Below are 12,351 nucleotides of genomic sequence, written 5' to 3'. Positions count from 1 at the left end.
GGGTTCAATGACATTGCAACAACAAATAATAAAGGCGCTGGGCGCAAAACCGCAGATTAATGCTGAAGAGGAAATTCGTCGTAGTGTCGATTTTCTGAAAAGCTACCTGCAAACTTATCCGTTCATTAAATCACTGGTGCTCGGGATCAGCGGCGGTCAGGACTCCACGCTTGCCGGTAAGCTGTGCCAGATGGCGATTAATGAGCTGCGCCAGGAAACCGGCAACGAATCGCTGCAATTTATTGCCGTACGCCTGCCCTATGGTGTTCAGGCCGACGAACAAGATTGTCAGGATGCCATTGCCTTTATTCAACCGGATCGCGTATTAACCGTTAATATCAAGGGCGCGGTATTGGCCAGCGAACAGGCGCTGCGCGAAGCGGGTATTGAATTAAGTGATTTTGTCCGTGGCAATGAAAAAGCGCGTGAGCGGATGAAAGCACAATATAGCATTGCGGGTATGACCAGCGGTGTCGTGGTGGGCACCGATCATGCAGCAGAAGCCATTACCGGATTCTTCACTAAATATGGTGACGGCGGTACGGACATTAATCCGCTGTATCGCCTCAACAAACGTCAGGGTAAACAGTTACTGGCGGCATTAGGTTGTCCGGAACATCTTTATAAGAAAGCCCCAACGGCCGATCTGGAAGATGATCGCCCTTCTCTGCCAGATGAAGTGGCACTCGGCGTGACCTATGACAATATCGACGACTATCTGGAAGGGAAAAACGTACCTGAACAGGTCGCCAGAACAATAGAGAACTGGTATCTGAAAACCGAACATAAACGCCGTCCGCCAATTACCGTTTTCGATGATTTCTGGAAAAAGTAATAATTTGCACATATTGGTTTGTGCGAAAAAGAGTACTTTGTTCACGCCGGATGCGGCGTGAACGTCTTATTCGACCTACAAAACTATGCAAATTCAATACATTGCAGGAGTCGAATAGGCCTGACATGCGTAGCACGTCAGACGGTGTAACCTTTGTTATCGACCCGCCTCTTTTTTAATCGCATCCCGCCTGTTACACTGGATAGATAACCAGCATTCGGAGTCAACAGTGGTACGGCGTTTAACTTCTCCGCGGCTCGAATTTGAAGCTGCGGCAATTTATGAATATCCCGAACATTTACGTTCATTCCTTAATGACTTACCCACCCGACCAGGGGTGTATCTGTTTCATGGCGAAAGTGACACCATGCCGCTCTATATCGGCAAAAGCATTAACATCCGCAGCCGCGTCCTTTCTCATTTACGTACCCCGGATGAAGCCGCCATGCTGCGACAATCCCGACGCATCAGCTGGATATGTACCGCCGGTGAAATCGGCGCACTGCTCCTTGAAGCGCGATTAATCAAAGAGCAGCAGCCGCTATTTAATAAACGATTGCGCCGCAATCGCCAGCTCTGCGCCCTGCAATTAAATGAAAAGCGCGTCGATGTGGTGTATGCCAAAGAGGTGGATTTTTCACGAGCCCCCAACCTGTTTGGCCTGTTTGCCAATAGGCGCGCAGCTTTGCAAGCATTGCAGACCATCGCTGATGAACAAAAACTTTGTTATGGCCTGTTGGGACTGGAACCGTTAAGCCGCGGGCGTGCATGTTTTCGTTCTGCATTAAAACGTTGCGCCGGGGCGTGTTGCGGTAAAGAGAGCCCTGACGATCATGCGCTACGCTTGCGCCAGGCTCTGGAGCGTTTGCGGGTGGTGTGTTGGCCTTGGCAAGGTGCGGTGGCACTGAAAGAACAGCACCCGGAAATGACTCAATATCATATTATTCAAAACTGGCTGTGGCTGGGGGCGGTTAATTCGCTGGAAGAAGCGACAATGTTAATTCGGACACCCGCCGGGTTTGATCACGACGGTTATAAAATTCTTTGTAAGCCGCTGCTTTCCGGTAACTATGAAATTACTGAACTTGATCCGGCGAATGACCAGCGAGCCAGTTGATTTCACTGAACAACAGTTTACCTTGCGGTTGTAAAAGCCGCAGGGTGTGCCTGCCATCGAACCAGCACGCGCCCTGGTCGGTAGTGAGCAGTTTATCGCCCAATTGCCACGCCCCGTTAATGACAAATACTACCCCGCCGCGTGAGCCAAAGGTAGTAAACGTACGTTCGGCAATTCTGACTTTCGCCTTACAGACATCCAGGCGTGTCATGATGTTGAAATCCAGCGACATCTGCCCTGCCGTCAGTTTCGCTTTAACCACCTGGTCCGCCGCAAAGGCAAAAGGCTGTAACGGTTTTAGGGTATGGTTAAAGCGGTCTGCGCTTTCAAGGAACATCTCGCCGCCTTCCAGCAACGTCACTATCCTTTCCATACCAGGAAACAAAGAAAACTCCCCATTCGCCGCGATGGATGCAATGCTGGCGCGCCAGTAAAAATCACGTTTTGCCGGTGGGAAAGTGCAAATTTCGCGCGTTTCACCGGCAGCGTTTCGCCACAAATTCACCGACATTTTACGCATATCAAAGTATTCCATACTCGCTCCCGGCCCGTTCTTTTCATTGTTATCGTTCAGGTAACCGTGGATGGTTATCGGCAACTCGGGTGATTTACGTTAGTGGCGATCAGGCTTTTTTTGCATCTGTTTGAGAACAAAAAAGAAAACCGCCGATCCTGTCCACCGCATTACTGCAAGGTAGTGGACAAGACCGGCGGTCTTAAGTTTTTTGGCTGAAAGATTATTCAGCAGTTGCAGGCATTTTACCTTTTGCCGCTGGACGTTCTGTCAGACGCTTCTCAAAATTAGCATTAAATTGCTTTTTCTGTTCCGGCGTCAGGATGTTGTAAATCTTGTTCTGGGTTTCCATGTGCGCCAGCATGTTAGCTTTGCGCTGTTCTTCCATTTTTGCGATCTGCGCTTCAGCTTTTGCTTTATCGAAGGTATCGCTGGCAATGATGTCATGCATTGCGCGGCGTTCTTCCAGCGGCGGACGTTTCATCTGGTCACGCTGGCCTTTCATGATTTCGCGGATCTGCTGTTTCTGCGCGTCGGTCAGGTTCAGGTCTTTGAACATCATGTCCTGATGCGGACCGAACTTGCCTTTGTGGTGCATCATCGGCTTCGCGTCAGCCGGTGCTGAGGTAGTGGTGTCTGCGGCATGGGCCAGGTTAGCCGCGCCAAGAGCCAGGGTAGAGGCAACAAACAGTGCAGTTAATTTACGCATATTCTATATCCTTCCTTTCAGTTATTTATTACGGCTTTCTTAAGTAGCGTGCCGTGTTGACGAGATTAACTTTACTGACTTTAGCGTCAATTAATCAGAGCAACGGTAAAACAATGAAAGTGTAAAAAACACTTTTGCGCCAATTATGGAGAAAAGAAGAAAATTTGATGGAGAGTAATGAGAGAATATTACAACACGATGATTTTGCAGAGATTATGAAGAACTATACCGGATGACTGGTGATAAATAAAGCAAATAACCAGGATTAATCTGTATTAATTTATAAGAAAGTAACTTAATACCCGCAGAATGATTTCTGCGGGTAAGTATTAGCTTATTTTTTCGAGCATTAATCCCGCGCGTAATCCCAACGCTACCAACGGATTAGGGAATAACACATACTCTACATCATGGGTTACGGTAAAACGTTCCTCACCGTCCTGCGCCAGCAACGTTCCTTTCTTAAACGGCATAAAATTCAGCGTGTCACTTGCCATATGCATTTCGAAGGACGGCGAGTGGCGAGTAATTTGCGAAACCACCCGATAACGTAGTGGCGGCGTTCTCACGATACCGACACTCTCACCAGATAGCAGCGCAGCAATTGCGCTGGCAGTGACTGCAAACTGGCGAAGATCGTTTTGCCCAAAGGGTAACGCTTTGCCAAGTTCCAGCGTACAGGCCAGCGCGCCAAAATGTCTGGCGCTGAAATGGGTAAACGTACCACCAGGCGCCTGATGGAACACCAGTGCCTCCAGCCCCGCCGCACCCAGCCACGTCAGAAATTTCTCGTCCCAGGGAATGTCGCGTTGCGGTAATACACCGAACTGCGGATGCAAGGAGCCACGAATTGCGGTATGTAGATCAAGGTGCCAGCGCACAGATTCTTTGCCCTGGTCATAAAAATCTTCCAGGCACTGTTCCAGTTCGCGCGCCCGACAGGTTTCCCCGCTTTCAGCAAATAGCTGCCAACGACCGCCAAACATTCGGTTCATATCACTATGGCAATAACGTTTCCCTTGCTTCAGCGCAAGAGGATTCCCGAGGATCACCAGCAGCCGCCAACGTAACGGGATCTCACCGTGAGATATCGCGCCAAGCAACGCATCCAGCATTTCCACAGGTGCCGTCTCATTACCGTGTATTCCCGCTGAAATCACCAGTGCGCCTTGCGGTGGCGTTAATGGCGTCAGTTCCAGCACGCCATCGCCCAGCCAGCGCCAGCGAACGCCGTTGATTTCTCGCTCGGTGATAACCGGTTTTTTACCCGTTAAGGTCAGAGCAAGAAAATTATCCATTTCCCCCTCCCTCGCGCTGGAACGGATAAACCGAACCGAGATTCAGTAATTGGCTCAATACATCCAGTGCTTCCCGCCCTTCGCGCAGCAATTGCGGGTCGGCAAGATCCGCAGCAGTAAGACGATCGCGGTAGTAACGCTCCACCCAGTCATTGAGCGCATTAAACAGCGTATCGTTCATCATCACCGCCGGATTCACCGCCCGGCGTTCTTCTTCTGTCAACACCACGCGCAACCGCAGGCACGCCGGGCCGCCGCCGTTTGCCATACTTTCACGTAAATCAAAAACTTTTAGTTCGCTAATCGGGTTGTCAGCGGCAAGGAGTTCATTGAGATAACCCCATACTCCGGCGTGTTCCCGACACTCCTGAGGCAGCACCAACATCATGGAACCATCATCGCGGCTCAGCAGTTGGCTGTTAAACAGATATGTAGACACCGCATCTGACACGGAAACCTGAGTCGCCGGAACTTCTAGCGCCATAAAACCGTTCACCCGCGCACGCAGGTTTGCCAGTAACTGCACCTGTCGAGCGAACGCCTGTTGATGACAAAACAGCACCTGGCGGTTACTCACGGCAATCACGTCATTATGAAAAACGCCCTGGTCGATAACGTCCGGGTTTTGCTGGGCGAAAATCACCTGTTGGGGATTCACCTGATTCAGCCTTGCCACCGCCTCGCTGGCTTCGCGAGTCTGTCGCGCCGGATAACGGGAAGGCCGGGTATCATTGCCCTCTTCTCGCCCGTAGACAAAAAGTTGCATACCCGGTTCACCGTAATGACCGCCGAGACGATTGTGGTTTGCCGCCCCCTCATCACCGAGCAACGCTACCTGCGGCAACGCCGAATGGACACTAAATTTCTCTTCGTCGTTAAAAATCGCTTTTAACAGTGATTCGGTGACGGGGGCTTCCAGCGAACGGTGAAATTTATTGTTCAGGTTGGCAACGGTGAGATGCACTTTGCCATCCAGCGTATCGGCAGATGGCGCGATCGTTGCCGCATTGGCTACCCACATTGGCGAAGCGGAGCTGACGCTGGAAAGCCAGTGCGGTGCCTGGCGTGCAACTTTTTCTAGTACCTGCTCATCGCTACCACTGAATCCCAGTTGACGCAGCACCGGAATAAACGGACGCTCGTGCGGCGGGATCACCGCCTGGGGGAATCCCAAATCGGCAAGGGCTTTCATTTTCAGTAAGCCCTGTTTCGCTGCCAGTCGCGGGTTAGACACCTGAAAACGATGACGGGTAGAAGCTTCATTACCAAACGACAGGCCCGCGTAATGATGCGTCAGCCCCACCAGTCCGTCGAAATTGACTTCCCAGGCGTTCATCGCTCCACCTCCTCGGAAAAATCCAGCCCAGGGTTAAGCGTGGCGGGCAATGTTAACGAGTCCGACTCCAGGCTCGCCATCGGCCAGGCGCAGTAATCGGCGGCATACCAGGCGCTGGGGCGATGGTTACCGGAAGCGCCAATACCGCCGAATGGCGCGGTACTGGCAGCGCCGGTAAGCGGTTTATTCCAGTTAACAATCCCCGCCCGCGCCTCCAGCAACAGTTGCTCGAATTTTTCCCGCTCGGGGGAAACCAGACCGCAAGAGAGTCCGAAGCGAGTGTTATTCGCCATTCGAATCGCTTCATCGAAAGTATCATACCGCCAGACGCGCAATAACGGTCCGAACACCTCTTCATCTGGTACGCCAGCAACGCCTGTCATTTCAATGATCCCCGGCGTCAGCAACGATGTTCCTGCGCGCAGTAAACGTGGCGCAAGCAGGGTTCGTCCGCCCATCGCTTCCAGTTGCTGCCAGGCAGTAACCACCTGCTGTGCGGCCTGCTCTGATATCAGCCCGCCAATAAACGGCTGCGGTTCGTCATCCCAGTTGCCCGGCGTTAATCGCTGGCTGACGGCAACCAGACGAGCAAGAAACGCATCGCCCTGCGCCCCGCTTTTCAGCAATAAACGGCGGGCGCAGGTGCAGCGTTGCCCGGCTGTGACAAATGCCGACTGAATGGTCAGATGGACAGCCGCGTCGATATCCGCCACGTCATCGATTATTAGCGGGTTATTACCACCCATCTCAAGGGCGAGAATTTTCTCCGGCTGACCAGAGAGCTGGCGATGTAGCTGGTAACCGGTATTGGCGCTGCCGGTAAACAGCAAGCCGTCGAGATCCTCCAGCGCACTCAGCGCCTGACCGGTTTCGCGCCCGCCCTGCACCAGGTTCAGCACGCCAGACGGCAAGCCAGCCTGCTGCCATAAACGCATGACTGCCTCGCCGCTCCAGGGGGTCAGTTCGCTGGGTTTAAAGATTACCGTGTTGCCAGCCAGTAACGCCGGAACGATGTGCCCGTTAGGCAGATGTCCGGGGAAATTGTACGGTCCAAACACCGCCAGCACACCGTGTGGACGATGACGCAAGCTCGCCGCGCCGTCCGGCATTTCGCTACGCTGCTCGCCGGTACGAACGTGATACGCCTTAATTGATATCGCGATTTTATTGATCATCGCCGTCACTTCGGTTGCCGCTTCCCAGCGCGGCTTACCGGTTTCTCTGGCAATAATCGCGGTTAATTCGGCTTTATTGCTTTCCAGCAATCCGGCAAAGCGTTCAACTCTTACCTGACGATCGCCAAAGGAGAGTCGCGCCCAGCGCGGAAACGCCGCTCGGGCAGCCCGACAAGCCTGCTCGACCTGAGCGGCATCGGCATCATTGCCTTGCCATAACACCTCGCCCGATACCGGATTACGCTTCACACGCAATGCACCCTGGCCGGTCACCCAGTCACCGTTGATCCATAAAGTCATGCTGTTTTCTCCTCTGCGCACAGGCGCACCAGACGAACGCGATCCCCTGCGTGGCATTTGAGGGCATCCAGTTGTGCGGCGGTTAAAATCAAACGCTCGGTCGCTGGATCGGTACGCACCAGCACCACGCGGAAATGGTGATAATTTTCATTGGCGACCAGGCAGGCCGGGAATTCGCCCTGCGCAGGCTGACCTTCTGCCACTTCCACCAGCCGACTTTTGCGAATGGCGCGCACGCGGTCGATGTCACACTCAAGCGTCGGTCCGCCGTCAAAAATGTCGATATAGTTACGGTAGCGAAAACCTTCTTTCTCCAGCACCGCGCGGGCAGGCGCGGTCTGCGGATGTACCTGACCGATGACGTCCTGCGCTTCCTGGGATAAAAAGTGGGTATAGATCGGATGTTTCGGCATCAGTTCTGCAATAAACGCCTTTTGCCCGGTGCCGCAGAGAAAATCGGCGCGGCTAAAATCCATCGAAAAGAAGCGTTTACCGAGGCTTTGCCAGAACGGTGAATAGCCGTGTTCGTCTATCACCCCGCGCATTTCGGCGACCACTTTGTCATTAAACTTGTCGCGAAAAGCCGCCATAAACATAAAGCGCGATTTCGACAGCAAATAGCCGTTGCCCTCTTTGCGCCACTCCGGATCGAGAAATAGCGTGCACAACTCGCTGCTGCCGGTGTGATCGTTACTGAGAAACAGCGTCGGTAACGCGTTATAGACATTTAGCTCTTTTGAGGCGTGAACCAGCGTGCCGACGCGATAGTTATACCAGGGATCGTTCAGACCAACCGCTACCTCTATAGCGCAAATTCCCGCCACAGTGCCTGTCTCACTATCCTCCAGTACAAACACATAGCCCTGCTCACTTTTGGGCAGTTCGCCTTGCCAGGTTTTGATTGCCCTTTCGATACGCGCCGAAAGCGTGGCTTCATTGGCGGGAAGCGACGTCAGGCCGCCGCCCGTTTTGCTGGCAAGCTGCATCAGCGCCGAGACATCTGAGCGCTCAACGGGACGGATGACCATCATGATGAACCTCGGCTAACAAAGTGTTCGCAAGCAGCTGCAAAGCGATCCAGTCCGGTCGTCACCTCTTCTTCGCTGACATTGAGCGCTGGTGCAAAACGCACCACGTTGCCACCCGCAATCAGTACCATCACGCCTGCTTTCGCCGCTTCCTGAGAAATTTGTTTCGCTTGCCCGGCGTAATCAGCATTCAGTACACAGCCAATTAAAAGACCTAAGCCGCGAACTTCACTGAACAAACCATAGCGGTGATTAATGGTATTAAGACGCTCAACAAACCAGTCGTGACGCTGTTTAACGCCAATAAGCATCTCTGGCGTGTTGATGAGATCCAGCACTTTGCCTGCCACCGCCGAGGCCAGCGGATTACCGCCATAAGTGGTGCCATGAGTGCCCACGGTCATCACGCTGGCGCATTCTTCGGTTGCCAACAGAGCGCCAACGGGGAAACCGCCGCCCAGTGCTTTTGCGGTAGTTAACAGATCGGGCGTCACGCCGTAGTGCATATAGGCATACAGTTCCCCGGTACGCCCGACGCCCGTTTGTACTTCATCAAAAATCAGCAATGCGTTGTGGCGGTCACACAGTTCGCGAAGCTCCTGTAAAAATGCGTTGCTGGCAGGCACCACACCACCTTCTCCCTGGATGGGTTCGACAATCACCGCACAGGTGGAGTCGTCAATCAGCGCACTGGCAGAGTTAATATCGTTATATGCAGCATGACGAATATCCGGCGGCAGTGGCGCAAAATCCTGTGAATAGGCTGGCTGCCCGCCCGCGCTGACGGTAAACAGCGTGCGCCCGTGGAACGCATTTTTAAACGCCACGATGCCGCTCTTATGGCTGCCGAAGCGGTCGTGAGCGAATTTACGTGCCAGTTTGAGCGCCGCTTCATTGGCTTCCGCACCAGAGTTACAGAAGAACACGCGATCGGCAAAAGTGGCGTCGATCAATTTTTTCGCCAGTCGCAGTACCGGCTCGTTGGTGTAACCATTACCGGTATGCCAGAACTTACTCGCCTGTTCGTTCAGCGCCTCGCGCAGTTCCGGGTGCGCATGGCCCAGTGCGTTCACCGCAATGCCACCCGCGAAGTCGATATACTCTTTCCCCTGCTGATCCCACAAGCGCGAACCTTCGCCACGTACCGGAATAAATGGTGCCGGAGCGTAAACAGGTATCATCCATTCATCAAAGTTTTCACGCGTAATTGGCTGAGACATAGCGACCTCTACAGTAAATGATTCGTTATTTATATGTTAATAATAAGTAATGTTTGCGCTGTAAATGTAGATTGCAGGGTTCGTGCCAGCCAGTGATAAAAGTGCATAAAAGGGGGCGATTAACTGATAATCAAGGAGTTATAACTGTACGCTATGCATTTAAAGTGCATAAAAAGTGAATATGTTTGCGATGATGGTGAATAGAAAGAATAAAAAACGCAATATTATGCAAAAGTAAAATATAATTCTGGAATTGTGATCATTGACGAAATTTACTGGAAATTACTGCGCCATTCTGACGCAGCGCGCACCAAAAGCGGGCAATTTTTGCGCCATCGTTGACATCATTAACAACCATCGATCAAATCACTTAACAACAGGCGGTAAGCAAAGCGAAATTCTGCTACCATCCACGCACTCTTTATCTGAATAAATGGCAGCGACTATGAAATTTGTCTCTTTTAATATCAACGGCCTGCGCGCCAGACCTCACCAGCTTGAAGCCATTGTCGAAAAGCACCAGCCGGATGTGATTGGCCTGCAGGAGACAAAAGTTCATGACGATATGTTTCCGCTCGAAGAGGTGGCAAAGCTCGGCTACAACGTGTTTTATCACGGGCAGAAAGGCCATTACGGCGTGGCATTGTTGACCAAAGAGACGCCGATTGCTGTGCGTCGCGGCTTCCCTGACGACGGCGAAGAGGCACAACGGCGAATTATTATGGCGGAAATCCCCTCGCCGCTGGGTAATGTCACCGTGATCAACGGTTACTTCCCACAGGGCGAAAGTCGCGACCATCCGATTAAATTCCCGGCGAAAGCGCAGTTTTATCAGAACCTGCAAAACTATCTCGAAACCGAACTTAAGCGCGAAAATCCGGTGCTGATTATGGGCGATATGAATATCAGCCCCACCGACCTGGATATCGGCATTGGCGAAGAGAACCGCAAACGCTGGCTGCGTACTGGTAAATGTTCTTTCCTGCCTGAAGAACGTGAATGGATGGACAGGCTGATAAGTTGGGGGCTGGTGGATACCTTCCGCCATGCGAATCCGCAAACAGCAGATCGTTTCTCATGGTTTGATTACCGCTCAAAAGGTTTTGACGATAACCGTGGTCTGCGTATCGACCTGCTGCTCGCCAGCCAACCGCTGGCAGACTGTTGCGTAGAAACCGGCATCGACTATGAAATCCGCAGCATGGAAAAACCGTCCGATCACGCCCCCGTCTGGGCGACCTTCCGCCGCTAATTTAGCTGCTCTCCTGACTCAAACGGAGTCAGGAGAATTAACCTTGAGAAAAATCAACAAACTGTCAGTAATGATTTGTTGCCTGCCGTCCTTTGTTATACCGTCACTGCGTTTTTAGTTGTCTGACCACTTCTCTATTATCAAGTTTGATATAGGAAACTCCACGATGAACGCTGAGCGTAAATTTCTTTTTGCCTGTCTTATTTTTGCGCTGGTCATTTACGCTATCCACGCTTTCGGTTTATTCGATCTGCTCACCGATTTACCCCACTTACAGACACTCATTCGCCAGAGCGGATTGTTCGGTTATAGCCTCTATATTCTGTTATTCATCATTGCCACCCTCTTTCTGTTACCAGGAAGCATACTGGTGATCGCTGGAGGCATAGTTTTTGGCCCGATCTTAGGGACACTACTATCATTAATTGCCGCCACGCTGGCCTCCTCGAGTTCATTCCTGTTGGCACGCTTTTTGGGGCGCGATTTATTGCTGAAATACGTTGGTCACAGCCATACCTTCCAGGCCATTGAAAAAGGCATTGCACGTAACGGTATCGATTTTTTAATTCTTACCCGCTTAATCCCGCTGTTTCCTTACAATATTCAAAATTACGCCTACGGATTAACCACTATCGCCTTCTGGCCTTATACCTTTATTTCGGCACTCACTACCCTGCCCGGTATCGTTATTTATACCGTGATGGCCAGCGATCTCGCCAGTGAAGGCATTACGCTGCGCTTTATTTTACAACTCTGTCTGGCGGGCCTGGCACTGTTTATTCTCGTCCAGCTTGCCAAACTCTACGCCCGACACAAACACGTGGATCTGTCTGCTTCGCGCCGCAGCCCACTTACTCACCCAAAAAATGAAGGATAGAACGATGTTGCAACATTATTCAGCGTCATGGAAAAAAGGACTGGCTGCACTCTGCTTACTGGCTGTTGCCGGGCTTAGCGGCTGCGATCAAAAAGAGAATGCGGCTGCAAAAGTGGAATACGACGGACTTTCGAACAGCCAACCGCTGCGTGTCGATGCCAATAACCATACGGTCACCATGCTGGTACAAATTAATGGCCGTTTCCTGACAGACGACACTCGACACGGCATAGTGTTTAAAGATGGCTCCAACGGACATAAATCGCTGTTTATGGGTTATGCGACCCCGAAAGCATTTTATGAAGCACTGAAACAAGCCGGTGGTATCCCGGGCGAAAACATGACCATGGAGAATAAAGAAACGACTCATGTAGCGGGCAGCAAACTGGATATTTCGGTCAACTGGCAAGGGGCAGCAAAAGCGTATTCCTTCGATGAGGTGATTGTCGACAATAACGGTAAAAAACTGGACATGCGCTTTGGCGGTAATTTAGCCGCCGCAGAAGAGAAGAAAACGGGCTGCCTGGTATGTCTGGATAGCTGCCCGGTCGGCATCGTCAGCAATGCAACATACACTTATGGTGCGGTGGAAAAACGTGGTGAAGTGCAATTCAAAGGCAATGCCTCGGTTCTCCCGGCAGATAACACGCTGGCTACGGTTACCTTTAAAATCACCGAATAAAGCCACGA

General features: G+C 51.8%; 12 protein-coding genes. 5 read left to right on the top strand and 7 right to left on the bottom strand.

Annotated features, from left to right (window positions below; genetic code table 11):
* Window positions 1-7 precede the first annotated feature (7 nt).
* Window positions 8-835, top strand: a complete 828-nt coding sequence (gene nadE / locus HEN33_RS01750) for an ammonia-dependent NAD(+) synthetase (RefSeq protein WP_000175037.1) — start codon at window positions 8-10, stop codon at window positions 833-835.
* Window positions 836-1,064: 229 nt separating this feature from the next.
* Window positions 1,065-1,952 carry an excinuclease Cho gene (cho, locus tag HEN33_RS01745; RefSeq protein ID WP_000252370.1) on the top strand — a complete coding sequence of 296 codons (888 nt, stop codon included), beginning with the start codon at window positions 1,065-1,067 and terminating at the stop codon, window positions 1,950-1,952.
* On the opposite strand, the gene ves is transcribed toward cho, so the two are convergent.
* The 7 genes from ves to astC form a co-directional block, all read right to left on the bottom strand.
* On the bottom strand, window positions 1,912-2,487 hold the full coding sequence (gene ves / locus HEN33_RS01740; RefSeq protein WP_001353168.1) for an environmental stress-induced protein Ves: 576 nt from the start codon (window positions 2,485-2,487) through the stop codon (window positions 1,912-1,914). The genes cho and ves overlap by 41 nt on opposite strands.
* A 202-nt stretch (window positions 2,488-2,689) precedes the next feature.
* Window positions 2,690-3,175 carry an ATP-independent periplasmic protein-refolding chaperone Spy gene (spy, locus tag HEN33_RS01735; protein ID WP_001228990.1) on the bottom strand — a complete coding sequence of 162 codons (486 nt, stop codon included), beginning with the start codon at window positions 3,173-3,175 and terminating at the stop codon, window positions 2,690-2,692.
* A gap of 329 nt (window positions 3,176-3,504) precedes the next feature.
* The gene (gene astE / locus HEN33_RS01730) at window positions 3,505-4,473 is read right to left on the bottom strand and encodes a succinylglutamate desuccinylase (RefSeq protein WP_000368482.1); all 969 of its coding nucleotides are present in this window, start codon (window positions 4,471-4,473) and stop codon (window positions 3,505-3,507) included.
* A complete protein-coding gene (astB, locus tag HEN33_RS01725; RefSeq protein WP_000994976.1) occupies window positions 4,466-5,809 on the bottom strand; it encodes an N-succinylarginine dihydrolase in 1,344 nt (447 codons plus the stop codon). Before astB ends, astE begins: the two co-directional genes overlap by 8 nt.
* A complete protein-coding gene (gene astD / locus HEN33_RS01720; RefSeq protein ID WP_000177310.1) occupies window positions 5,806-7,284 on the bottom strand; it encodes a succinylglutamate-semialdehyde dehydrogenase in 1,479 nt (492 codons plus the stop codon). The genes astB and astD overlap by 4 nt, the downstream gene beginning before the upstream one ends.
* Window positions 7,281-8,315, bottom strand: a complete 1,035-nt coding sequence (astA, locus tag HEN33_RS01715) for an arginine N-succinyltransferase (protein WP_000989430.1) — start codon at window positions 8,313-8,315, stop codon at window positions 7,281-7,283. The genes astD and astA overlap by 4 nt, the downstream gene beginning before the upstream one ends.
* Window positions 8,312-9,532, bottom strand: a complete 1,221-nt coding sequence (gene astC / locus HEN33_RS01710) for a succinylornithine/acetylornithine transaminase (RefSeq protein WP_000081972.1) — start codon at window positions 9,530-9,532, stop codon at window positions 8,312-8,314. Before astC ends, astA begins: the two co-directional genes overlap by 4 nt.
* Before the next feature lie 445 nt (window positions 9,533-9,977).
* Here astC and xthA point away from each other — a divergent pair, with 445 nt between their 5' ends.
* The 3 genes from xthA to ydjY all read left to right on the top strand — a co-directional run bounded on the left by xthA (window position 9,978) and on the right by ydjY (window position 12,343).
* Entirely contained in the window at window positions 9,978-10,784 is an 807-nt protein-coding gene (gene xthA, locus HEN33_RS01705) for an exodeoxyribonuclease III (RefSeq protein ID WP_115738666.1), read from the top strand.
* A 166-nt stretch (window positions 10,785-10,950) separates the two neighbouring features.
* Entirely contained in the window at window positions 10,951-11,661 is a 711-nt protein-coding gene (locus tag HEN33_RS01700; protein ID WP_176263750.1) for a TVP38/TMEM64 family protein, read from the top strand.
* Between the two features lie 4 nt (window positions 11,662-11,665).
* Complete coding sequence (ydjY, locus tag HEN33_RS01695; RefSeq protein WP_160530700.1) at window positions 11,666-12,343, top strand: lipoprotein YdjY; 678 nt, start codon at window positions 11,666-11,668, stop codon at window positions 12,341-12,343.
* Window positions 12,344-12,351 lie beyond the last annotated feature (8 nt).

Origin of the sequence: Escherichia sp. 94.0001 (assembly GCF_013369155.2) — a bacterium.
Taxonomy (GTDB): Bacteria; Pseudomonadota; Gammaproteobacteria; order Enterobacterales; family Enterobacteriaceae; genus Escherichia; species Escherichia coli_F.
The sequence above is the reverse complement of the archived record's forward strand: the minus strand, read 5'-3'. Positions and strand labels throughout refer to the sequence as shown.

What these genes read in the sequence shown, in the direction of transcription:
- nadE (WP_000175037.1), top strand. Translation starts at nt 8, where the DNA reads ATGACATTGCAACAACAAATAATAAAGGCGCTGGGCGCAAAACCGCAG.
- ves (WP_001353168.1), bottom strand. Translation starts at nt 2,487, where the DNA reads ATGGAATACTTTGATATGCGTAAAATGTCGGTGAATTTGTGGCGAAAC.
- spy (WP_001228990.1), bottom strand. Translation starts at nt 3,175, where the DNA reads ATGCGTAAATTAACTGCACTGTTTGTTGCCTCTACCCTGGCTCTTGGC.
- astE (WP_000368482.1), bottom strand. Translation starts at nt 4,473, where the DNA reads ATGGATAATTTTCTTGCTCTGACCTTAACGGGTAAAAAACCGGTTATC.
- astB (WP_000994976.1), bottom strand. Translation starts at nt 5,809, where the DNA reads ATGAACGCCTGGGAAGTCAATTTCGACGGACTGGTGGGGCTGACGCAT.
- astD (WP_000177310.1), bottom strand. Translation starts at nt 7,284, where the DNA reads ATGACTTTATGGATCAACGGTGACTGGGTGACCGGCCAGGGTGCATTG.
- astA (WP_000989430.1), bottom strand. Translation starts at nt 8,315, where the DNA reads ATGATGGTCATCCGTCCCGTTGAGCGCTCAGATGTCTCGGCGCTGATG.
- astC (WP_000081972.1), bottom strand. Translation starts at nt 9,532, where the DNA reads ATGTCTCAGCCAATTACGCGTGAAAACTTTGATGAATGGATGATACCT.
- xthA (WP_115738666.1), top strand. Translation starts at nt 9,978, where the DNA reads ATGAAATTTGTCTCTTTTAATATCAACGGCCTGCGCGCCAGACCTCAC.
- HEN33_RS01700 (WP_176263750.1), top strand. Translation starts at nt 10,951, where the DNA reads ATGAACGCTGAGCGTAAATTTCTTTTTGCCTGTCTTATTTTTGCGCTG.
- ydjY (WP_160530700.1), top strand. Translation starts at nt 11,666, where the DNA reads ATGTTGCAACATTATTCAGCGTCATGGAAAAAAGGACTGGCTGCACTC.